Source organism: Proteus sp. MB838 (assembly GCF_054767435.1).
In genome coordinates, this window is the sequence record NZ_BAABMO010000008.1 from 38,252 (window position 1) to 60,848 (window position 22,597).

19 protein-coding genes and 1 pseudogene are annotated in these 22,597 nt (G+C 37.5%); 13 read left to right on the plus strand and 7 right to left on the minus strand.

The annotated features are described in order from the left end of the window. The first annotated feature begins 400 nt into the window (after window positions 1-400). The 3 genes and pseudogenes from ACYUCW_RS05325 (at window position 401) to ACYUCW_RS05335 (ending at window position 2,437) form a co-directional block, all read left to right on the plus strand. Window positions 401-1,626: pseudogene (locus ACYUCW_RS05325) on the plus strand (sugar transporter). 137 nt (window positions 1,627-1,763) lie between these two features. Further along, window positions 1,764-2,096, plus strand: a complete 333-nt coding sequence (locus ACYUCW_RS05330) for an SMR family transporter (protein ID WP_004243278.1) — start codon at window positions 1,764-1,766, stop codon at window positions 2,094-2,096. A 35-nt stretch (window positions 2,097-2,131) separates the two neighbouring features. Then, window positions 2,132-2,437 carry a putative hemolysin gene (locus ACYUCW_RS05335; RefSeq protein WP_004248246.1) on the plus strand — a complete coding sequence of 102 codons (306 nt, stop codon included), beginning with the start codon at window positions 2,132-2,134 and terminating at the stop codon, window positions 2,435-2,437. A gap of 130 nt (window positions 2,438-2,567) precedes the next feature. Here ACYUCW_RS05335 and dsbB read toward each other — a convergent pair whose 3' ends face one another. Next, window positions 2,568-3,092 carry a disulfide bond formation protein DsbB gene (gene dsbB / locus ACYUCW_RS05340; RefSeq protein WP_004248244.1) on the minus strand — a complete coding sequence of 175 codons (525 nt, stop codon included), beginning with the start codon at window positions 3,090-3,092 and terminating at the stop codon, window positions 2,568-2,570. A 171-nt stretch (window positions 3,093-3,263) separates the two neighbouring features. Then, window positions 3,264-4,808 carry a sodium/proton antiporter NhaB gene (nhaB, locus tag ACYUCW_RS05345; RefSeq protein WP_004243275.1) on the minus strand — a complete coding sequence of 515 codons (1,545 nt, stop codon included), beginning with the start codon at window positions 4,806-4,808 and terminating at the stop codon, window positions 3,264-3,266. Between the two features lie 235 nt (window positions 4,809-5,043). Between nhaB and fadR the strand changes: the two genes are divergently transcribed. The 7 genes from fadR to ACYUCW_RS05380 all read left to right on the plus strand — a co-directional run bounded on the left by fadR (window position 5,044) and on the right by ACYUCW_RS05380 (window position 14,339). Next, on the plus strand, window positions 5,044-5,763 hold the full coding sequence (fadR, locus tag ACYUCW_RS05350; protein WP_460408257.1) for a fatty acid metabolism transcriptional regulator FadR: 720 nt from the start codon (window positions 5,044-5,046) through the stop codon (window positions 5,761-5,763). Window positions 5,764-6,150: 387 nt separating this feature from the next. Then, window positions 6,151-6,630 (plus strand): Hcp family type VI secretion system effector, encoded by a 480-nt coding sequence (locus ACYUCW_RS05355; protein ID WP_036895132.1) that lies wholly within the window; start codon window positions 6,151-6,153, stop codon window positions 6,628-6,630. Further along, window positions 6,630-7,598 carry a DUF4225 domain-containing protein gene (locus tag ACYUCW_RS05360; RefSeq protein WP_036895131.1) on the plus strand — a complete coding sequence of 323 codons (969 nt, stop codon included), beginning with the start codon at window positions 6,630-6,632 and terminating at the stop codon, window positions 7,596-7,598. The genes ACYUCW_RS05355 and ACYUCW_RS05360 overlap by 1 nt, the downstream gene beginning before the upstream one ends. A gap of 1,108 nt (window positions 7,599-8,706) precedes the next feature. After that, window positions 8,707-10,011 carry a D-amino acid dehydrogenase gene (locus tag ACYUCW_RS05365; protein ID WP_004243273.1) on the plus strand — a complete coding sequence of 435 codons (1,305 nt, stop codon included), beginning with the start codon at window positions 8,707-8,709 and terminating at the stop codon, window positions 10,009-10,011. A 13-nt stretch (window positions 10,012-10,024) separates the two neighbouring features. Continuing rightward, window positions 10,025-11,137: an alanine racemase gene (gene alr, locus ACYUCW_RS05370; RefSeq protein ID WP_036918459.1), complete on the plus strand. Its 1,113-nt coding sequence runs from the start codon at window positions 10,025-10,027 to the stop codon at window positions 11,135-11,137. A gap of 49 nt (window positions 11,138-11,186) precedes the next feature. Further along, window positions 11,187-13,487 carry a carbamoyltransferase HypF gene (hypF, locus tag ACYUCW_RS05375; RefSeq protein ID WP_036971746.1) on the plus strand — a complete coding sequence of 767 codons (2,301 nt, stop codon included), beginning with the start codon at window positions 11,187-11,189 and terminating at the stop codon, window positions 13,485-13,487. A 99-nt stretch (window positions 13,488-13,586) separates the two neighbouring features. Next, entirely contained in the window at window positions 13,587-14,339 is a 753-nt protein-coding gene (locus tag ACYUCW_RS05380) for a MipA/OmpV family protein (protein ID WP_004243270.1), read from the plus strand. A gap of 120 nt (window positions 14,340-14,459) precedes the next feature. On the opposite strand, the gene ACYUCW_RS05385 is transcribed toward ACYUCW_RS05380, so the two are convergent. After that, window positions 14,460-15,344: a D-hexose-6-phosphate mutarotase gene (locus tag ACYUCW_RS05385; RefSeq protein ID WP_004243269.1), complete on the minus strand. Its 885-nt coding sequence runs from the start codon at window positions 15,342-15,344 to the stop codon at window positions 14,460-14,462. A 114-nt stretch (window positions 15,345-15,458) separates the two neighbouring features. Further along, window positions 15,459-16,454: a glyceraldehyde-3-phosphate dehydrogenase gene (gene gapA, locus ACYUCW_RS05390; RefSeq protein ID WP_004243268.1), complete on the minus strand. Its 996-nt coding sequence runs from the start codon at window positions 16,452-16,454 to the stop codon at window positions 15,459-15,461. Between the two features lie 341 nt (window positions 16,455-16,795). Here gapA and msrB point away from each other — a divergent pair, with 341 nt between their 5' ends. Next, window positions 16,796-17,233, plus strand: a complete 438-nt coding sequence (msrB, locus tag ACYUCW_RS05395) for a peptide-methionine (R)-S-oxide reductase MsrB (RefSeq protein WP_004243267.1) — start codon at window positions 16,796-16,798, stop codon at window positions 17,231-17,233. Window positions 17,234-17,312: 79 nt separating this feature from the next. After that, a complete protein-coding gene (locus ACYUCW_RS05400) occupies window positions 17,313-17,594 on the plus strand; it encodes a YeaC family protein (RefSeq protein ID WP_004248238.1) in 282 nt (93 codons plus the stop codon). A 136-nt stretch (window positions 17,595-17,730) separates the two neighbouring features. On the opposite strand, the gene pncA is transcribed toward ACYUCW_RS05400, so the two are convergent. From pncA to sppA, 3 genes are all read right to left on the minus strand, one after another. Then, window positions 17,731-18,372, minus strand: coding sequence for a bifunctional nicotinamidase/pyrazinamidase (gene pncA, locus ACYUCW_RS05405; protein ID WP_107337214.1), 642 nt, complete (start codon window positions 18,370-18,372; stop codon window positions 17,731-17,733). 21 nt (window positions 18,373-18,393) lie between these two features. Then, window positions 18,394-19,416: an asparaginase gene (gene ansA / locus ACYUCW_RS05410; protein ID WP_004243262.1), complete on the minus strand. Its 1,023-nt coding sequence runs from the start codon at window positions 19,414-19,416 to the stop codon at window positions 18,394-18,396. Between the two features lie 206 nt (window positions 19,417-19,622). After that, entirely contained in the window at window positions 19,623-21,479 is a 1,857-nt protein-coding gene (sppA, locus tag ACYUCW_RS05415) for a signal peptide peptidase SppA (RefSeq protein ID WP_004248232.1), read from the minus strand. A 558-nt stretch (window positions 21,480-22,037) separates the two neighbouring features. Here sppA and ACYUCW_RS05420 point away from each other — a divergent pair. Continuing rightward, window positions 22,038-22,589 carry an NAD(P)H nitroreductase gene (locus tag ACYUCW_RS05420; RefSeq protein ID WP_004243260.1) on the plus strand — a complete coding sequence of 184 codons (552 nt, stop codon included), beginning with the start codon at window positions 22,038-22,040 and terminating at the stop codon, window positions 22,587-22,589. The last annotated feature ends 8 nt before the right edge of the window (window positions 22,590-22,597 follow it).

Consider the following 22,597-nt stretch of genomic DNA (forward strand, 5'->3'; position numbering starts at 1 on the left):
ACAATAAGCCCGTGAAGATCTATTTATAATAGCATGAAATGGTTATCATTTTTTATTAATAAAAATGTGATTCAGTAACGCTATTTTTCCTTGCCGATCTCCCTTTTGCGATCTAAATAAAATATTAACGTTAAAAAGAAGCCAATGTAGGGATTTAATTTAGCGTTATGCCTATGCTAACATAATAGGCTGATTCGTTTTAGTCAGATGTTTTTCTATTCATTAGTTTGTTTTTATCTTTACTTATCGCTTTATAAAACACACTTTATTATCTATTCTATTTAGATGTTATAAAATATAACGATGGGTATTTGCGCTTCTTTTTATGAAATTCACTGGCAGTAGTACATAAGTATCTTTTATCTATTTATAAAATTCACTGAAAAGTATTTAAACAATTATGAATATCACCACACCCAATAGCGTTAATGAAGTAAGCCGTAAAACGGCGTGGATCAGGGTAATTATTCTATCATTTGCTGCTTTCGTATTTAATACGACAGAGTTTGTACCTGTTGCATTGTTAAGTAATATTTCTGAAAGTTTTGCCATGGTGCCGGCTCAAACAGGGTTGATGATCACTATTTATGCTTGGGTTGTTGCCCTAATGTCTTTGCCATTAATGATAATGACCAGCAAAGTAGAGCGACGTAAGCTGCTGATTATTTTGTTTATTGTATTTATTCTAAGCCATGTCTTATCTGGCGTGGCATGGGATTTTAATTCGCTAATTGTAGGTCGGGTTGGAGTCGCCTTTGCTCATGCTGTTTTTTGGTCGATTACTGCCTCATTAGCAATAAGAATGGCACCCCATGGTAAAAAAGCACAAGCATTAAGTTTATTAGCAACCGGTGTTGCACTAGCTACCGTGCTGGGTTTACCTCTGGGAAGGGTGGTTGGACAATGGTTAGGATGGCGAGCTACCTTTTTGGGTATAGGTGTACTGGCGCTGATAACCATGCTTGCTTTAATGCGCTATTTACCTTTATTACCTAGTGAACATTCCGGCTCGTTAAAAAGTGTCCCAATATTGCTAAAACGAGCACCATTAGTGGGTATTTTCTTACTAACGGTGATCGCAGTAACCGCTCATTTTACTGCTTATAGTTATATTGAGCCTTTTGTTATTGATATTGCAAAATTAGATGAAAATTTTGCCACTATTGTATTACTGATTTTTGGCGGTGCAGGAATTTTGGGAGTGTGTTATTTAGTCGCTATAGTACCAAAATGCCAACCTCATTCTTATTCTTTGCACTTATTCTCTTAACCGTATGCTTAAGTACGCTGATGATGAGTAGCCAACATACACTCACATTTATTGCCTTAATCATCTTTTGGGGGATAGGCTTTATGTGTATTGCGTTAGGATTGCAGGTTAAAGTGATTGACTTAGCACCTGATGCAACAGATATCGCCATGTCGATCTACTCAGGTATCTTTAATATCGGTATTGGGGCAGGGGCTTTGTTAGGTAATCAAGTAATATTGCACGCGGGAATGCCAAATATCGGCTATGCAGGAACAGCCTTAAGTATTATTGCACTAGCGTGGTGTGGCTTTATTTTTACCCGTTATCGTGTTGCGATGGGAGGCAAACCTCGCGAAAAAAACCGGCTCCATTAAACAAAATCTATAAATAGCATTTTAAGGCATCTATTGCGCTGAATAGATGCCTTTTTTGTTGTTCTAAAATAGATATCACAGAAATATCTTGTGATAGAATTCACAAAATTGAACTTGGATCTTAGTAGGGCGAAGAAATGAATGGATTAACTTACCTAATATTAGCCATTATATCTGAAGTTATTGCAACAACGGTGTTAAAAGCATCCGATGGCTTTAGTCGATTATATCCATCTATTGTCGTTGTGGTGGGGTATTGTTTTTCTTTTTGGGCGCTATCTCAAGTTGTGAAAGTCATGCCACTGGGTATTGCATATGCAATTTGGAGCGGATTAGGTATTGTTTTAGTTTCTGTTGCGGCTGTTTTTGTCTATCAACAAAAACTCGATTTACCCGCCATCGTCGGTATGACATTAATTATTGCCGGCGTCTTAGTGATTAACTTACTTTCCAATAGCACCTCACACTAATCAGAGATAACAGAGATAATTTAGGTGTTTTTATAATGCAAAGAAAAATGAAAGCAACGTATTTTTTGTTGATGTTGACCAGCTTTGCGTTGCTTACTGGTTGTAGTCAATCTAAACAAGCACAAAATACCACCGCTCAAGTGATTAATAGCAATAAAACGATAGCGACCACACCTTCTATTCCTTTAGAGGAACCAGCAAAAGAGACCTGTATATTTTCTGGTGGAGTGCCTGCGTTAACTTATGAATTACACGGCGGTCAAACACCCGTTTGTCAATTTGCTAATGGTAAACGTTGTAGTGAACAAGCGTTGATTGATGGTGCCTGTATTCCAGGTTAATACGCTTGGGGATATGCATAAATAAATGATAATTAGAAAAATAGGCGCTTAATGTCTGATTAAGCGCCTATTTTTGTGATGATAATAATTTATCTGCGCTCTATCTTTCTATAGCTAACAGTAGCGTATGTTAGTCTTTTTTGGAAAAAGAAGAGGTGACTTGGCTGATTAATACTAATAAACCAACAATAAAATAAGCAGAAAAGATAATTAACATCCATTGTGGCATTTCTAATGACAAGAACCGCCATTGGCTAACAGAACAATCCCCTGATGCTTGGAATACGGCAGGGAACCAATCTTGCAATGCAAACCAAGAAGGCAAGGTAACAAAGAAATCACAAGTTGCAAAAGGTGATGGATTAAGAATAAGTTGCGTATGTTCCCAAGCTAGCTCAATACCGCGGTATGAGGCATAAAGCCATAAAAAACTACCCGCCATGCGCATTAGTGTCAGTTTTGGCGAAGAAAAACCAATTAATGCGGCAACTAAGATCCCTAATACAGCAATGCGCTGATAAACACACATCACACAAGGCATTAATTCCATTCCGTACTGAAAATACAATGCCGCACCTTCAAGACCAATTGCCGTTAATGCCAGCAGTAACCATGAAAAACGACTTTGTGACCAGTGACGAAGAGCACTCAACATAACAATGTCCATGATAATATTGAAATAAGTTGTTATTCTGCCTAAAAACTAGACTAAAAAAAAGGTAAAATCTCTTATTTCACAAATATTTACATTAATAGGTGTTTTTATGAAAAAATAGGGCTTTTAAACATTAAAAGCCCTAAAAAATACTCATTTCATGATGGTTTTTTATGGAATAGCGATTAAGCCAATTTCATATAACCAATGTGTCATAGGCACGAGCCAGAATTCTACAGCAAGTAATCCTAACAGTGTCATAACGATGGTATAAGGAAGTGCCATCATCACCATACGTCCATAAGATAAGCGGATCAGCGGGGATAATGCAGAAGTTAATAAGAATAAGAAAGCCGCTTGTCCGTTTGGCGTTGCCACTGACGGTAAGTTAGTCCCAGTATTAATTGCGACACCAATATGTTCATATTGAGATTGGCTAATTAATCCTTCTTGCAATGCGCTTAATGCTTCACTGATATAGACCGTACCCACAAATACATTATCTGAAATGGCAGAAAGTAGGCCATTAAAGAGATAAAAGAGTGACAGTTGTGAAGATTCTGATGCCTGTAGAACAAATTGAATAATAGGACCAAATAGCTGTTGATCAATAATCACGGCAACAACGGAGAAGAATACCGTAAGTAATGCGGTGAAAGGCAGTGCTTCTTCAAAAGCTTTACCTAAAGCGTGCTCTTCAGTGATACCACAGAAAGTGGTGGCTAAGATAATAACAGAAAGACCAATAATACCAACCTCAGCAAGGTGTAAGGCCAGTGCAACAATTAACCAAATACCAATTAATGCTTGGATTAATAACTGGGCTTTTTCTTGTTGAGTTCGTTTTTCACTGTTCTTTTTATCGTAGTCAGTGAGAACTTTACGCACTAATTCAGGTAGCTCGGCACCATAACCAAACAGCTTAAAGCGCTCAACCAAATAACATACTGCAAGTCCAGCAAAGAAAACGGGAATAGTAACGGGTGACATCCTGATAAAGAAGGTGACAAAATCCCATTCTAAGTGTTTTGCAATGATCAAGTTTTGTGGCTCACCAACCATCGTCATCACACCACCTAATGCTGTACCAACACCGGCATGCATCATTAAGCTACGTAAGAAAGCACGGAATTGTTCTAAGGTCTGTTTTTTCTCTGTGCTATCAATAAAGCCATCATTGCTTAACTCTGCATCAGCTTGGTTAGAAGCAAAGTTATGGTAGATGGAATAGAAGCCTAAAGAAACACTGATCACCACGGCAATCACGGTTAAAGCATCTAAAAAAGCAGATAAAAAGGCACTAGCAAAACAGAATGCTAATGATAATAAGCGTTTAGATCGAATAGAGAGGAGTAATTTTGTAAAAGCAAATAGAAGTAATTGCTTCATAAAATAAATACCCGCAACCATAAAGACCAGCAATAAAATGACTTCAAGGTTGTTGGCTATTTCATGACCTATTTGCTTCGGCGTTGTCATACCAATAATGACGGCCTCAATAGCAAGTAATCCCCCTGGTTGTAGCGGATAACATTTTAATGCCATGGCTAAAGTGAAGATAAACTCAACAACGAGTAGCCAGCCAGCAATGAAAGGGTCAACAAAGAAAAAAATCAGTGGGTTGATGATTAAAAAAGTAATAATAGCAAGCTTATACCAATCAGGGGAGTTCCCCATGAAATTTTTCAGTAATGCTTGTCTTATACTCATATCCATTATGTTTTTTATCCTCCGAATAGAGATTTTAGGCGCCTAAAATGCGCAATCTAGTCATAATACGCTCTAATCGCTGTGAAATTAAGCGTATTCGTAAATAATAAATTGATAAAATAGTGTCATGTTTTATGATGCCATTCACTATTTAGCGATGGTTGAGCTATATCAAAATTAAGCATTCTGATATTATCTTTTCTATTATTAGCAGAAAAAACGCTTCGGAAGAAATAAAAATATGGTTATTAAGGCTCAAAGCCCCGCAGGTTTTGCGGAAGAGTACATTGTTGAAAGTGTTTGGAACAACCGTTTTCCACCAGGTTCTATTCTGCCCGCAGAACGTGAGCTTTCCGAATTAATTGGTGTGACAAGAACGACATTGAGAGAGGTTTTACAACGTTTAGCTCGTGATGGTTGGTTAACTATCCAGCATGGAAAACCAACCAAAGTGAATAACTTTTGGGAAACGTCAGGTCTTAATATTCTTGAAACTGTCGCGCGTCTTGATCATGATCGCGTGCCACAATTAATCGATAATTTATTAGCCGTAAGAACGAATATCTCAGCAATTTTTATTCGCACGGCATTTAAAAATAATCCAGAAAAATCCCTAGAAGTGCTGACTCATCAACTAACGACTGAAAATAGTGCTGATGAGTTTAGTGAGTTGGACTATAACATTTTCCGTGGTTTGGCATTTGCCAGCGGTAATCCTATTTATGGATTGATCTTAAACGGACTTAAGGGATTATATACCCGTGTAGGGCGTTATTATTTCTCTAATATTCAGGCGAAAGAGTTGGCGCTATCATTTTATAAAAAATTGGCGTTGCTATGTGAACAAAAAGATACTGAGCACGTTATGGATTGCGTTCGCCAATACGGAAAAGAGAGTGGCATTATTTGGCATGAGCTCCAATCGCCACTACCTAGTGACTTAGAAGAAGTAAAACGTTAATTCATCGCGTTTATCCCGTCTTAACATCAGCATTGGATCTTATTGATCCAGTGCTGATTTTTTATTCATGCATCAGCAATTACTCTACTGAGGATAGGTGTTTGAAGTTTTATTGGGATATTTAAAAAGTAACAATTTGCTAATGATATTTTGATAAATATGATAATTACGCAATATAAATAGATTATTTATAGGAATAGTTCTGTTTGAGCATAATGCAAATATTTATATAATTCACAACGCACTAAAATAGTTAAATATAATTTACATCTTTTATAGTATAGAATATAATATTTTATTAGTTTTTCATCTTAAAAAGATTCAATTTACTTAGTTGAATCTTTTTAAGTAACTTATTATCGTATTTCTACAAGTGGAGATATAAAATTGGCAAATATTATTTACTTAAATATAAAGGGAAATAATCAAGGTTTGATCTCAAAAGGATGTTCTTCATTTGATTCTATTGGTAATAAGTATCAATCAGGGCATGAGGATGAAATTCTAGTTTATGAGTTTTCATCGAATTTATCGATGCATCAAAATGTAAGTTTTCAACCCGTAGATATACGTAAGACGATAGATAAGGCTTCTCCATTATTATCTCAATCATTAGTTTCTAATGAGTTATTAACATGTGAATTTTCTTTTTATAGAACATCAGATAAAGGTGGGATAGAATTATACTATAAAATAAAACTAACAGATGCATCAATCGTAAATATTAGCTGTTTTTATCCTAATTCTATAACACATAATGAGGTTCAACCTGAAGAGTCATTATCAATACGTTTCAAGTCAATAACATGGGAACATGTAACTGCAGGAACCAGTTCTTATAGTATTTGGGATGAAAGGATAATTTAATGTTTTTTACTTTTGAAGAAAAATTTGAAAGATATGCCAGTGATATAAAGAAATTATCAGAAATATCAGCTAAATATCTTCTTAAAGATGATTATTGTAAACAAGGCTATAGGAGTGAAATAGCAGAAGTAGTGAGGCTAATTCGAGCTGATTTCTATCGGGCCATATATAACCACAGAGAAAGATATAATAGAACGCAGAATCTGAGAGATACAGTAAGAGAAGCATTTGGAGTAGGTTTCCTGCCAGATATAATGCAATATCTTAATGAAATAGAAGTTGAGTATGAAACTGAAATGTCTGCTTATTCACAATTAAGGAAGAGGAGTAAAGAAACCTATGAGCTGACTAAAACTTTTTCTGGAACGGGATACTATTTTTACTTAAAAAGCAGTCAAACTATTATAGGAGGAGGAATACAAAGTACTTTTGGATATTTAACATTTAAGATTGGTCGTAAAATTAGAAGTAAAGAAATGCAAGGAGCTGGAATTATTGGTATAACACTAGGTGGCGGTAAGTTTATTGAAGGTATATCAGATATAGTGTATGAATTTACTGAGGGTGGGGTTAATTTTGGTGGAGACCCAGTAAAAGAGAATATTGAAAAGGGACTAAGATTTTTAGGTATGAACGAGAGTCATGGAGAAATAGGTTATGATATTATTGATATGACTGTCAGTTTATATAATGGATTTGCTGCTTTTGCTAAATATGATTCTCCTAATCGTATTATTCATTTACCTGTTACCATGGCGGGGAGAACTTATAGAGCGACATATTTTGATCGTTTGTTTACCAGTAAAGGTGTTCGTTTGTTTCGTTGGAGTACATTAGATTTTAAGCGGAAATTTAGCATTCAAAGTAAACCTCTATTACTTACTACGCTCAGCTACAATGCAGGGAAACTTATTCTAATATTAAAAAAATATAAGAACGATGAGTCATCTAGTGAGAATACTCAATAATTTAGCTTATTTTTTTTCGATTTTCGCAATTATAAATAGATCATTTTTCCATTAAGTAGGTCATTACAGCAATTCTTTTTACTCTAAAAAATAAAATAAGTGATATTTTATTCGTAACACAATCATAAACAGTGATGACAAAACTCATGGTAATGTAAAAAAAAACTAACATTAAGAATGAATAAAATAGGTGGGGTGTGGATTCGGACATAATTATAAGAATGAAAATTATAACACTTGAAATAAACAATCCTTCAAACAGGAAGCGATCAAATATAAATGTATTAAAAAACCATTCATTGAAACTTTCTTCTTTATTAGTTTGGTCATTATAAGTTTTATTTATTCTCTCTACATCTTCGGTAGATAAGTTTTTCAATATGTTATCTATATCGAATTTTTTCATTCTATCTTTATCTCTAAATTCATTTTTCTATTTTTAATGGTAGCACAATTAAAAATAGAATTGAATTATTATATTAATAATATTCATAAAATGATATTTTATAATATCCATTTTCTTTAAAATAAAATAGCTTTAAGTAACTGTGTAGGTAACGAAAAATTACAATGTAATAATTTAGAATATTTTATTGAAACTCCTAAGCACTCTGATCATTCAGATTTTATATTTGCTATCTAGAAAATGATGGTAACAAAAGTATGATTGCTGCTATTTGCTATTAAAGTAGTAGATTAAAAACAGCAAGCCTAGTTTAACCAGTCATTTTTAGGTGATACTTTAATTTGGCTATTTTTAGTAAAAAAAATTTGAAACATATCTCATCTTAATATTATATTCTGATAATGATAAGTTTTTTGGTTTTTCATAAAAATTGCATGATGGGTTTTTATTGGCTTATTTAATTTATATTTGAATAATATATTTATGTATTATTTTTATAAAAAGCGATAAATGCTCTATCAATTTGATTTTTAAATAGAATTAATAATTGCTCTGCAAAACTAACACTGTTATTACTAATTAAATGTGATTTGACTCTAAAATTTGCTTTTTTGTGGTGCTAGATGATTATTCTGTGCTGGCTTTTTGTGTATGGAATATTATTCTTATGTTATATCAATGTAAATTATTTGGAGTCTAGCCATGAAAGTGATCATCTTAGGTGGCGGCGTTATTGGTGTAACAAGTGCGTGGTATTTAGTACAACAAGGGCATGAAGTCATTGTTGTCGATAGGCAAAGTAGTGCGGCAGAAGAGACGAGTGCCGGTAATGCAGGGCAAATATCTCCGGGTTATGCAACACCTTGGGGTGCCCCGGGTATTCCATTAAAAGCAGTAAAATGGATGTTTCAAAAACATGCACCTTTAGCGATCCGACCTGATGGCTCACTGTTCCAATTACGCTGGATGTGGCAAATGCTACGTAATTGTGATGCTTCTCATTATGCGATGAATAAGAGTCGTATGGTGCGTATTGCTGAGTATAGTCGTGATTGTATCCGTCAATTACGCCAAGATACCGGTATTGAATACGAAGGGCGCCAAGGGGGAACGTTACAGCTATTTCGTGATCAAAAACAATTTGATAATGCCGCTAATGATATTGCTGTATTAAAGCAAGAAGGTGTGGCTTATGAACTGCTAACAGCCGAGCAACTAAAATCAGCAGAACCCGCTTTAGAGCATGTGAGTCATAAACTTACCGGAGGATTACGTCTTCCTAATGATGAAACGGGTGATTGCCAAATCTTTACTAAGAAGCTGGCTAAAATGGCTGAAGAGGCAGGGGTTACTTTCTTATTTAATAAAGAAATAAAACACCTACTTTTTGATGGTGATAAAGTCACCGGTGTACAATGCCATGATGGTTTATTGACCGCAGATCACTATGTTGTCGCCATGGGATCGTACTCGACTGAATTTTTGAAAAACAAAATCACAATTCCAGTTTATCCTTTAAAAGGCTATTCATTAACCATGCCTATTATTGATGCAAGCAGAGCACCAACATCCACTATTTTAGATGAAACATATAAGATTGCGGTGACTCGCTTTGATAATCGTATTCGTGTGGGCGGTATGGCGGAAGTGGTAGGTTTTAATTTGAATATTTTAAAATCACGTTGTGAAACGCTCAAAATGGTTGTTCAAGATCTCTATGAGGGTGGTGGTGATATCAGTAAAGCGACATTCTGGACAGGCTTAAGGCCAATGACGCCAGATGGTACACCGATAGTTGGGCCAACCGCATATCGTAATTTATCCCTAAATACGGGGCATGGTACATTAGGATGGACGATGGCATGTGGCTCAGGACAGCTGTTAGCTGATTTAATATCAGGTAATAAAACGGCAATTGCTGCAGATGATCTCTCCGTGTTCCGTTATATCGATGGATTTAATACTAAATTGCTCCGTCCAGGGCAAAAACTTGACGCTGTTTATTAATTAAGGAGAGACGATGTCCAGACCTGCCAAAATTAGCATAAATTTAGATGCGCTGAGTCATAATCTTTCGGTGATCAAATCGAAAGCGCAGGGAAGTAAAGTATGGTCAGTGGTTAAAGCTGATGCTTATGGACATGGTCTTTCTTGTGTTTGGCCTGCATTAAGTCATACCGATGGTTTTGCCTTAATTGAATTAGATAAAGCAATTATGCTAAGAGAGCAAGGATGGGTAGGCCCCATTCTTTTGCTTGAAGGTTTTTTCAAACCAGATGATGTGTATTTATTAGAGCGTTATTCATTAACGACGGTTGTGCATGCTGATTGGCAATTTGAAGCCATTGAGCAAGCGCAATTAGAGCGGCCTATCAATATTTATCTGAAACTCAATAGTGGCATGAATCGGTTAGGTTACCGACCAGAAGACTATCAGCAAGCCATACAAAGAGCAAAACGCATAACTAATATTGGCTCTATTGTACAAATGTCCCATTTTGCCAATGCTGATACAGGGCTGAATATGGCGACACAAAAACAGATTATTGATAGCTCAATGGTAAATGATTTACCGCGCTGTTTAGCCAATTCTGCGGCTATTTTATTTGAACCACAAACCCATCATTCATGGGTTCGTCCCGGTATTATTTTATATGGTGTATCTCCCTCTGGGGTGTGGCAAGATATTGCTGATTTTGATTTGCAACCTGTGATGACCTTTAACAGTGAAGTATTAGCCATTCAGTCAGTAAAAAAAGGTGAGCAAATTGGTTATGGTAGCCGATATACCGCACAACGTGATATGAGAATTGCTGTTGTCGCTTGTGGTTATGCTGATGGTTATCCAAGGCATGCCCCAGATGGTACTCCCGTTATCGTTAAAGGACATAAAACACAATTAGTTGGGCGTATTTCAATGGATATGCTTACTATTGATGTAACCGATTTGCCGGATGTTGAACATGGAAGCCCTGTTGAGTTATGGGGAAATCAATTACCGGTTGATGAAGTTGCACTGGCTTGTGGCACTATTGGTTATGAATTACTGTGCGCTATTGCACCGCGAGTGGCGGTTGAAGTGACGATAAATGTAGCAAACTCTACTTTTTCTGATCTAAATGAAAGTTGTTAATAATCACTAAACTAGAATAAGCTTAAACTTATTTTGATTTGGTGATCCTATGAGTAACGGCATTACATTGCGTGTGAAAGGAAAGGTTCAAGGTGTTGGCTTTCGCCCTTTTGTTTGGCAATTAGCACATCATTTTGGTTTATTAGGGCAGGTGAGTAATGATAGCTTAGGAGTATTGATCCACTTAACGTTATCACCGCAAAATCAACACTTTATTAATGCATTAACGGCTCAATGTCCTCCTCTTGCACGCATTGAACGTATTGAACAAACACCTTATCAATGGGAGCAACTCCCCACGGACTTTACTATTGTAAAAAGTGGTGGCGGAGAAATGGATACACAAGTTGTACCTGATGCAGCGACTTGTCAGGCTTGTATTGATGAGTTGTTTGATCCACAAAATCGTCGTTATCACTACCCTTTTATAAACTGCACCCATTGCGGCCCCCGTTTTACTATTATAAAAAAAATGCCTTACGACAGGCCTTTTACCTCTATGTCTGCGTTTCCATTTTGTCCGATTTGCCAACATGAATATCAAGATCCCGCAGATAGACGTTTTCATGCACAACCTAATGCCTGTCCTGTCTGTGGACCTCATATTTGGTTGGCAGATCATCAAGGGCAACAACTTGCAATAAAAGAGCGGGCATTAACGCAAGCTTGTCAGGCGCTATTAGCGGGAAAAATTGTTGCTGTAAAAGGCATTGGTGGCTTTCATTTAGTCTGTGACGCACGCAATAGTGAAAGCGTTGCGCGTTTAAGAGCGCGTAAACATCGTCCAGCCAAACCACTTGCGGTGATGTTAACCGGGATTGAGCAGCTCCAAAAACCGGACGATAATGCCGAGTTTTACTCAAAAGTGATAGAAACATTAACCAGTACCGCAGCACCTATCGTACTTATTCCTAAAGAAATCGCCCCTATTTCATTAAGTGAACTGATTGCACCTGGATTAACAGAAGTGGGTGTTATGTTACCAGCTAATCCTTTACAACATCTTCTCGCACATGAAACGCAAATTCCATTAGTCATGACCTCTGGTAATGCGACGGGACACACTCCTGCATTAACCAATGAAGAGGCGTTAAATCAGCTTGGTGATATTGCAGAATTATTTCTAATGCATAATAGGGAGATTATACAAAGAGCGGACGATTCATTAGTGCGTATTGAAGATGATCAGTGTGTAATGATCCGCCGTTCACGGGGTTATGTACCAGATGCTATCGCATTGCCAACCACTTTTGATGCACAACCTGCAATTTTGGCTTTAGGAGGGGATCTGAAAAATGTGTTTTGTCTCTTAAAAGAGCACCAAGCTATTATGGGGCCGCATTTAGGTGATTTAGATGATTTAAGTGTGAGGCAACAATTACTGAAATCACTCACGCTGTTTCAACAGATCTATCGTTTTACGCCCAAAGCGATTGCCATTGATGCTCATCCTAATTATATCAGCCATCAAATAGGTAAACAGCTAGCTGAACAGCAACATATTCCTGTTATAGAAGTTCCCCATCACCATGCACATATTGTCTCTTGTTTAGCAGAGCATGGACATACACAGCAACAAGGCGCAGTAATTGGTATAGCCCTTGATGGTTTAGGGTATGGACAAGATGGCTCTTTATGGGGAGGCGAGTGTTTGCTGGTGGATTATAAAAAATCCCAACGTATTGGCGGGCTACCTGCGGTTGCTATGCCGGGAGGAAATTTAGCTTCAATACAGCCTTGGCGAAATTGGTTCGCACATTTAGCTACTTTTACAAAAGATTGGCAAGGTAGTGTTATCACCCAAGCAATTCCGCTCACTGAGTTACAGATTTTGAGTAAGGCAGTGGCTCGTGGTTTAAATTCACCGCTAGCATCATCTTGTGGACGATTATTTGACGCAGTTGCTTGCTCTTTGGGATTATCACCTAAACAAATAAGCTGGGAAGGCGAAGCGGCATGCTACTTACAAAGTGCTGCGTTACAGTGTCACGTAGATCGGTATGCTGATATCATCAAGCAATATGGACATTTAATGCCTGTAAAAGATAAGCATGTTGATTTGTCCATTTTCTGGTCACAATGGGAAAGCATCACATTGAATACCAGTGAGAAGGCTTGGTTATTTCACTATTTATTAGCCGAAAGTTTGGGTGATATTGCTCTGCAAGCTGCGCAAGAACATCAGATTGATACTATTGTTTTAACAGGAGGGGTATTCAATAATATCTTACTTAAGGATCTGTTTAAGCAAAAATTAAACAATAAAAAGGTATTAACCCCTATGATATTGCCATCTGGTGATGGTGGAATTGCATTAGGACAAGCACTTATTGCCAGTCATTTTATGTAAAAAATAAAATGATTGTAATCTATTAGCTAACTTTTAGTGCACCATAACAACAGTCGTTTTTTGGTCACTGTTTTATCAAAGACAATATGGAAAATCATCGTGAGTAAAAAGAAAATTGTTATTTCTTTAGCCATAATCGCTGGATTGAGTACACCGACAGCCTTCGCGGGAGAATGGTCAATAGGGGGTTCTGTATTATCACAAGTAACACCTTATAAGGGTGCTAAATCTAAAGACTATTTATTACCTGTACCTTTGGTTAATTATCAATCTGAAAATTTCTATTTTGCGACATTAGCCGCAGGATATTATTTATGGAATTCACCGAAAGATCAGCTGTCTGTCGATGTTCACTATTACCCACAAGCATTTAAACCAAGTGACTCTGATGATGAGCAGATGAAAAAACTTAATCGTCGCCGTGATACCGTCATGGGTGGATTTACCTATAAACATCATGAGTCATGGGGAAGTTTACGAGGAATTATTTCTGGTGATCTTTTAGGTAAAAGTAATGGCATTATTGCTGATGCTGCTTACCTTTATCCTTTTGAATTAGGCAATTGGTCACTTCAACCGGGAATTGGTGCTGTTTGGGAAAATAAAAAGCAGAATCGTTACGCATATGGGATTAGTCAGGGAGAATCTCAGCGTAGTGGTTTAGCAGAATATCGACCAAATGATAGCTGGAGACCTTATGTGGAAATCTCAGCTAACTATAAGTTTGCTGAAAACTGGGATTTCTTCGCGATGGGACGAGTGGATCGCTTACCCAGCGAAGTTAAAGATAGCCCGATGGTAAATAAATCGGTAACGGCTATTTTATGGACAGGTGTCACTTATACTTTCTAACGGTAAAACGGTAAAACGGTAAAACGGTAAAACGGTAAAACGGTAAGTTAAGTTGCTTTCGATAACTAAAAGCTTCGAATTTGTTCGAAGCTTTTTTGTTCGACAAAGTAGAGTGGCAAACTATTTTTCAGCAATATTTTTGCGTACGCGTATTACAGCAGATAAACGTCCAGGATGAACATTATCCGGTTTAAGTGGACGATGAATACGAGCTGTTTCAACACATGCCATTTTACGGTAACCACCTGAGCTCATATCTTTCATTGAACTGGCGAGTTCTGCACCCGGATTCCAACAAACGACATCACTGTGATGATAATGGTGAACCTCAATAGTACGATCCCAACCATCATCATGAATAAGATTAAAATCTTCAGGTTCAGTATAAAGTCTGTCAGTACGGCCGTTAAAGCGTAGGGCTGTTTCGTCGGTATAAACTTCTTTATCCGCCACTGTGTCAATATAGTGACCACCAAGGCCTGTAATGGAAACTTTATCGATATCACTGACATTAAAATAGGAGTGTAGCGCCGCAGTGGCTTCATAGTCACCGTATGACTCTAATTCAATTTCACAGGTATCACCTAATTTAAATCGAGCAATAACAGTAAATTCATGAGGCCAATACTTTTGAGTTTGTGCACTTTCTTTGAGTGTCATGGTGATAAGCACTCCGTCTTCTTGTTCAGAATGAGCACTAAATTCCCAAGGTAAGATACGTGCAAATCCATGGCTTGGGGTTCCCGCTGAGGCAAACCAAGGCCAACAAATAGGGATACCACCACGAATAGCAACACCGGGAGTAAATAAGGCATCTTCACTGAGCCACAAAACGGGATGCGTTTGTGCGGGTTGCCATGCGATAAGATGGGCTCCTTGAAGACTAATAGCCGCACGTACTTTGGGGTGAGAGATCACCAGAATAGGGAGTTCACCTAATTGGCGTCGACTTAAGTAAGGTGATATTTGTTCAATAACCGGCAAAGAAAAAATTTTCTCATTCATTATTTTATAACCTTATGTCGCGGACTATTTGAATACAATAAACTGCCGAGTAAAAAAATAAAAGAGCCACCGAAAGGGTGGCTCTAAAATCAATCTTGGCTTTCTAAACTCTAATTATTTAGAGATATGAGAAATCAGATCTAGAACTTTGTTTGAATAACCAACTTCGTTATCGTACCAAGAAACTAATTTAACAAAGTTGTCATTCAGCGCGATACCTGCTTTAGCATCGAATACTGAAGTTAATACTTCACCGTTGAAGTCAGTTGAAACAACTGCATCTTCAGTGTAACCCAGAACGCCTTTCAGTTCGCCTTCGGCAGCTTCTTTGATTGCTTCACAGATTTGAGCATAAGTTGCTGGTTTTTCCAGACGTGCAGTTAAGTCAACAACAGAAACGTTAGGAGTAGGAACACGGAAAGACATACCAGTCAGTTTGCCGTTCAGTTCAGGAATAACTTTACCTACTGCTTTAGCAGCACCAGTTGATGAAGGGATGATGTTTTGAGAAGCACCACGACCACCACGCCAGTCTTTCATTGAAGGACCATCAACAGTACGTTGAGTTGCAGTTGTTGCGTGAACAGTTGTCATCAGACCTTCAACGATACCGAATTTGTCGTTGATAACTTTTGCTAAAGGCGCTAAGCAGTTAGTTGTACAAGATGCGTTAGAAACGATATCTTGACCTGCATATGATTTGTGGTTTACACCCATAACGAACATAGGTGTGCTGTCTTTTGAAGGACCAGTCAGAACAACTTTTTTCGCACCAGCTTGGATGTGTTTACGTGCAGTTTCGTCAGTTAAGAACAGACCAGTTGCTTCAGCAACAACATCAACACCAATTTCGTTCCATTTCAGGTTTGCTGGATCTCTTTCTGATGTTACGCGGATGGTTTTACCATTAACAACGAGGTGGCCATCTTTTACTTCAACAGTACCGTTGAAACGACCATGAGTTGAATCGTATTTCAGCATGTATGCCATGTATTCTGCGTCTAACAGATCGTTAATACCTACGATTTCGATATCTGAACGTTCTTGTGCAGCACGGAAAACGATGCGGCCGATACGACCAAAACCATTAATACCTACTTTGATAGTCATATGTATTCCACCAGCTTTATTAGTGAATTAAAAAGTTGCTTCTAAAGTTACCAAAACCGCGCCAGTCGTCAAGCGGAATCGTGTCAATAATTGCAAAAAATCAATTAAAAAAACACTTTTTGCTTAAGGATTGGTCGTTTTAGATAAATATTACGCTGTGTATTATCGGGATCATTGCCGATAAATGAAGTTACCTTTGCTCCGTTATGTGAAATGTATCACATTTCAAAAACTAAAGATTACTCTCATTGATTTTAGACTATATTTTCCAGATTTGTTGTTAAATCTTTGTTATTATTTGCTGTTGTTTTAAAAAACATTTTTGTCAGTGTGAGGTGTTTATGAGCAATAATGAAAAAAAAGTGCATATTTCAAGTGATAACAATCACATTGATTTATCAAACCTCAATGAAATGCAGCATTATGTGACGCAACAGCGGGGTACTGAACCGCCGTTTAGTGGTAAATTATTACATAATAGAGAAACAGGTATTTATCATTGCTTATGTTGTTCTGCGCCTTTGTTTTATTCGGAAACTAAATTTGATGCAGGATGTGGCTGGCCAAGTTTTTATCAACCTGTAAGTGATGATGCAATTCTTTATCTTGATGATTTTTCGCATAATATGAAAAGAACAGAGATCCGCTGTCATCAATGTGGTGCTCATTTAGGGCATGTATTTAATGATGGCCCAGCACCGACAGGACAACGTTATTGTGTTAATTCTGCCTCTTTGGCATTTAGCAATACAGAAACAGGTGAAGTGCAAAAGGGCTAAACAGTTACTATTAACAATAAATTAACAAATAAAAAAACGATTCAGCTTTTGCGTGGTAATTTGATATATGGAGCAATCAATGGAAGTTAATGATTTAATTTCAATGGTCACACCTGAGATTTATCAACGTCTTTCTACCGCAGTTGAGCTAGGTAAATGGCCAGACGGCGTTGCACTCACGGCAGAGCAAAAAGAGCATTGCATGCAAATTGTTCTCTTATGGCAAGCACAGAATAACCATAATCCGGAACATATGACTGTTGGCACAAACGGACAAATTACGATGAAAAGCAAACAAGAGCTAAAAGCGCAATTTCAAGCTGAACGTTTAGCCACATTAACACCAATGGATGATGATTAAGACGTTTTTAAATTTAAATAATGAAAGTTAGCGTAACGGTGGTGATTTATTAGTTTATTATTTGGATAAATCACCACTTTTTAGTTCTACTATTCATACAAGTAGAGAATGATAATTGCTAATCATGTTGTTTATATTATTTGTCACTTTTAAGCATTGTTACTGAATCAACTAAAACTGCCCCACGTTGTTGCATTTGATTAAATGCGAGTTGGCTATCATCTGGTTGAATATTGACACCTCGACAACCATCCATAACCACTGATACTTGATAACCCAATTGTAATGCATCTAACACGGTAAATTTAACGCAATAATCAGTTGCTATCCCTAAAATGGTGAGATGCTCGATCTGCATGCTTTGTAAAAGAGTATGTAATCCTGTTTGATATTCATGGTCATTATCAAAAAAAGCACTATAACTATCGATAAGTCGATTTTGACCTTTATAAATAATATGACTAATTAAATCATCCCTTAATAAGGGATGAAAATCAGCGCCATGACTATTTTGTACACAATGCACTGGCCACCAAACTTGTGGACGGCCATTTAATTGGCCAATTTCGCCAACAACAGTACCTGAATTTTTTGCAAAGCTGAGATGATCTGCGGGATGCCAATCTTTACTCGCAATAATAGGACGCTGATGGCGTTGAAAATAATCAATAAGTCGATTTGCCGTATCTATGACGGTATCACTTTCCTTAACAGCCAATGCGCCACCGGTACAGAAATCATTTTGTAGATCAACTAATAATAACGCTAAATTTTTCACAGGAGTTACCTTTGATTAGACCTAGTCGTCATCGTTTAATGTCATTTCACCACGGAGGTTTTGTTGCATTAAACGGCAGATCTCAGTATAGCTATATTGCTGACTAAGTAGATAGTGGAGTTTAGTTAACGCTGCTTCAAAAGTCATATCATAACCACTGATCACCCCAACATCGGCAAGTGCTTGTCCTGTTGCATAGCCTCCCATATTGACACGACCAGAAATACATTGTGTTAGGTTAACAACGACAATACCGCGCTCAGTTGCTTCGCGTAGCGTTGATAACAAGGCAGGATGAGAAGGAGCATTACCCACACCATAAGATCGCAAAATAAGTGCCTTAACGGGTTGCATTAAGATATTTTTCACCACCTCATCAGAAAGCCCTGGATATATTGTCACCACACCAATTGGTTGAGGGGTAATATGATGAGCAATAAACTCACCTTTTGGCTTAGGTAATGGGTTTATTTTAAACGTTTTAATATTAATGCCTGCTTCTAATAAAGGCGCACTATTAGGAGAAGCAAAAGCATTGAAGCCATCTGCATGTGCTTTTATCGCACGATTACCACGATACAGAGTATTGTTGAAAAACAGTGCAACTTCATTAATCGGATGATGTGCAGCAATATAGAGAGCATTTAATAGGTTAGTTTGTCCATCTGAGCGTAAAGCTTCTAATGGAATTTGAGAGCCGGTGACGATAACTGGTTTTGCCAGCCCTTCAAACATAAAGGAAAGTGCAGAAGCGGTAAATGCCATGGTATCGGTACCATGCAAGATGACAAAACCATCATAGTGGCAATAATTCTCGCTAATATCATCAGCGATAGATTGCCAATCTTCGGGGGTAATATTTGATGAATCAATTAAAGGAAGGTGCTCTTTGATTGTGAAGTTGGGCATCTCTTCACGATGGAATTCGGGCATCTTAGCTAATTGGCGTTGTAAATGTCCTGATACAGGTATATAGCCGTGATCAGAATGTTGCATACCGATAGTTCCACCAGTATACACAACGTAAATGGATTTTTTTTGCATCAGACCTAACACTCTTATGAATTAAGCGATAAGAAAGAGTTGATTATAGGGGGTTTGCAGAATAAAAAAAGAAAGGGGAGACAAAAAGCACAATTGAAATACAGTAATTGATGTTTTAAATCATTATTTACACCATTTAGCAAAATAACTAAAAAATAATCAAAGGCTAAGATAATCCCGCTCATATTGAGCGGGAGCACACTTATTTATTGAATATCACCACAAGATAAACAATACGCATAGCGGTTTTGCGGATCGTTCATATTACGATAAAACTCAGTTTGTGTTTTAACTTCTTTAAATACCGGTGCAGGTAAATAGGCTTGTAATGGATCAGGAATAATGGCTTTTGCATTGGCCGATAAGCTCATTAATATTTGCTCTGATAAGCTTAATTCCGGTTTCATCCAATCAATGACTGGTTGTTTGATTTTTGCCATGGTTGCTGCTGCATTAATAGCATCATCGAAATCACCAAATTCATCAACTAATCCTACTTGTTTAGCATCAACGCCAACCCAAACACGACCTTGCGCAATACGATCAACTTGTGCCGGTGTTTTATTACGTGATTCAGCTACTAATTTCAGGAATGTTTTATAGCCACTTTCAATATTAAGTTGGAATAGCTCTGAAAAATCTTCTGGTAATTTATTGGTTACCGAAAGCCCTGCAAGAGGTGATGTACTCACGCCATCACTATGCACACCTATTGATTCTAAGCTATTTTCAAAGGTATTGATGACACCAAATATACCAATAGAGCCTGTTAATGTTGAAGGGCTAGCGATAATTTTACTCGCAGGTGTAGAGATCCAATATCCCCCTGATGCAGCCATTCCGCCCATTGAAACCACGACATGTTTTTTCTCTTGTTTAAAGGCGGCTATTTCACTGCGGATCTGCTCAGATGCAGACACACTACCACCGGGGCTATTAACTCGTAATACTAATGCTCTAATATTAGGATTTAAACGCGCTTGACGGATTTGATTAGCAATGGTTGAACCACCTGCGGAGCCAGGAATGCTTTCACCATCAATAATTGCGCCTTGAACGACCACAACCGCAATATTGCCGTCTTCGTTTTCTGGGGCGAATGCGGTGAGGTTATCAGCATAATCATAAATACTAATATTGTTAAACTGCTTAGCTTCATGATCCCATTGAAAGGTCTCTTTCATATCCGCTTCAAATTGGGCATAAGAGCTAACAGTATCGACCAATTTGCGATTAAGTGCATAAGTAGCATTATCGCCATCGGCTTTACGCAGCTCAACTATCATCTCTTTTGCACCAGGGAAAACATCTTCCTTGGTAATACTACGATTTTCTGCAACTTGCGTTAAATAATTAGACCAGAGTACGGAAACTAATCGACTCGATGCGGCTCGGGCTTCATCAGACATATTATCGCGCATCAGCGGTTCAACAGCTGATTTATAGGTTCCTACACGGAATATATGGGTATTAACTTTAAGTTTTTCTAATAGCGATTTGTAATAGAGATTACTAAAACCTAAACCATAAATACCCACAGCACCTTGTGATGCTAAATAAATTTTATCTGCATAAGAGGCTAAGTAATATTGCGGTTGGCTATAATAACCACTAATCGCATAGATAGGTTTACCTGTTTTTTTAAATTCAGTCAGCGCTTTACCAACATAATTGAGTGAAGGTTGGTCTGCCCCAGCAAATTCGTCAAGTTTTAGTACCATTCCTTTAATTTTGGGGTCAGTCGCTGCTTTGCGTAAGGTATCAACGACTTCGAATAACGAATTTTCTTGTAACTGGCTACCCGAAACACCCAAAAGCTCTCGGCTCATTTGCCCTAAAGGATTTTGGTTAGCTGTTTGGTCAACAATAACGCCTTTTAAATCAACCAGTAATGCACCTTGATAATCTGTAGGTTTTTGCGTTTCTTGGACGATGAAATAGAGTCCTACACCCATAAAAAGTAGAAAGAAGAAAATAACGTTTAAGATTAGTTTCCTGATAAAGTTAATCGCCTGCCAACTAAATCGAAAAATAGTGCCGATTAACTCCATAATTTTACTCATATTATCTCCACATCATGTAAAGCTAAAAATTAATCCTAAACAGTTATGCTAGAATTGATGGTAAAGGTTTAAGTTTCTATTATTAAAGTATTTATTTCAATATTGAGCGACTCAAGAAATTAGCTGTATAGCCACAACATACCTTATTTACATGAGAGTATGCCTTGCAGGTGAGCAATAGACAGCAAAGGTCACGGCTATTTTTAGAATAAAAAACGCTAATATTCCCTACATCTCACTTCGATCCTTTAATAACAAAACTCGATTGACTACTTAGACTGCAAATATTTAAACACCATTCTAATATAGCGACTAGCGAAAGTCTGTCACGTATTTTATTGCGCTTGGGCAGTGTATTACACCTAAAAGCTAACACATTCATATTTTGAACAAACGCTCAATATTGGCTTAAGTACAATCCTATTTTAGCTAAAAATATCCGCTTAAATTTCTCGGTGGTGGTAATATAACATTTTGTTATACTGCGAATTGATAACAACTGTCTATCCCTGCTCTTAAGGGATTTTGCTACAATAATACTGACAGGAGAATACAAAAATGGATGCATTAACACTGCTTTTAAATCGACGTTCAGCGTCTCGACTGACTACTCCAGCCCCAAATAACCAACAGCTTGAAGCTATTTTACAAGCAGGTATGAGAGCCCCCGATCATGGCGCCCTTAAACCTTGGCACTTTGTCGTGATGAAAGAGGATGGTATTGAGCGTTTTAGTCAATTATTACATAAAGCGGCGGTGGTGAGTCAACTAGGTGCTGAGGTAGAAGAAAAAGCAAAAAACGCACCTTTTCGTGCACCTTTAATTATTACCGTGATTGCCAAAGTTAAAGCGCATCCTAAAGTTCCTGAATGGGAGCAAATTGTTGCGGCAGGCTGTTGTGTTCAGGCGATGCAAATGGCTGCAGTGGCACAAGGTTATAGTGGTATTTGGCGTTCAGGCTCTTGGACTCATGATCCAGTGGTAAGAGCGGGATTAGGTTGTGGAGAGCACGACCATATTGTTGGTTTCTTATATCTTGGTACTCCCGCATTGAAAGCACCTACAACGGTTTCTCCTGCTGATTTAACTGATTTTGTGACTTATTTTTAAAAGGATGA

Excerpts from the sequence above, each read along its gene's own strand:
- ACYUCW_RS05330 (WP_004243278.1), top strand. The coding sequence starts at position 1,764 with ATGAATGGATTAACTTACCTAATATTAGCCATTATATCTGAAGTTATT.
- ACYUCW_RS05335 (WP_004248246.1), top strand. The coding sequence starts at position 2,132 with ATGCAAAGAAAAATGAAAGCAACGTATTTTTTGTTGATGTTGACCAGC.
- dsbB (WP_004248244.1), bottom strand. The coding sequence starts at position 3,092 with ATGTTGAGTGCTCTTCGTCACTGGTCACAAAGTCGTTTTTCATGGTTA.
- nhaB (WP_004243275.1), bottom strand. The coding sequence starts at position 4,808 with ATGGATATGAGTATAAGACAAGCATTACTGAAAAATTTCATGGGGAAC.
- fadR (WP_460408257.1), top strand. The coding sequence starts at position 5,044 with ATGGTTATTAAGGCTCAAAGCCCCGCAGGTTTTGCGGAAGAGTACATT.
- ACYUCW_RS05360 (WP_036895131.1), top strand. The coding sequence starts at position 6,630 with ATGTTTTTTACTTTTGAAGAAAAATTTGAAAGATATGCCAGTGATATA.
- ACYUCW_RS05365 (WP_004243273.1), top strand. The coding sequence starts at position 8,707 with ATGAAAGTGATCATCTTAGGTGGCGGCGTTATTGGTGTAACAAGTGCG.
- alr (WP_036918459.1), top strand. The coding sequence starts at position 10,025 with ATGTCCAGACCTGCCAAAATTAGCATAAATTTAGATGCGCTGAGTCAT.
- hypF (WP_036971746.1), top strand. The coding sequence starts at position 11,187 with ATGAGTAACGGCATTACATTGCGTGTGAAAGGAAAGGTTCAAGGTGTT.
- ACYUCW_RS05385 (WP_004243269.1), bottom strand. The coding sequence starts at position 15,344 with ATGAATGAGAAAATTTTTTCTTTGCCGGTTATTGAACAAATATCACCT.
- gapA (WP_004243268.1), bottom strand. The coding sequence starts at position 16,454 with ATGACTATCAAAGTAGGTATTAATGGTTTTGGTCGTATCGGCCGCATC.
- msrB (WP_004243267.1), top strand. The coding sequence starts at position 16,796 with ATGAGCAATAATGAAAAAAAAGTGCATATTTCAAGTGATAACAATCAC.
- ACYUCW_RS05400 (WP_004248238.1), top strand. The coding sequence starts at position 17,313 with ATGGAAGTTAATGATTTAATTTCAATGGTCACACCTGAGATTTATCAA.
- ansA (WP_004243262.1), bottom strand. The coding sequence starts at position 19,416 with ATGCAAAAAAAATCCATTTACGTTGTGTATACTGGTGGAACTATCGGT.
- sppA (WP_004248232.1), bottom strand. The coding sequence starts at position 21,479 with ATGAGTAAAATTATGGAGTTAATCGGCACTATTTTTCGATTTAGTTGG.
- ACYUCW_RS05420 (WP_004243260.1), top strand. The coding sequence starts at position 22,038 with ATGGATGCATTAACACTGCTTTTAAATCGACGTTCAGCGTCTCGACTG.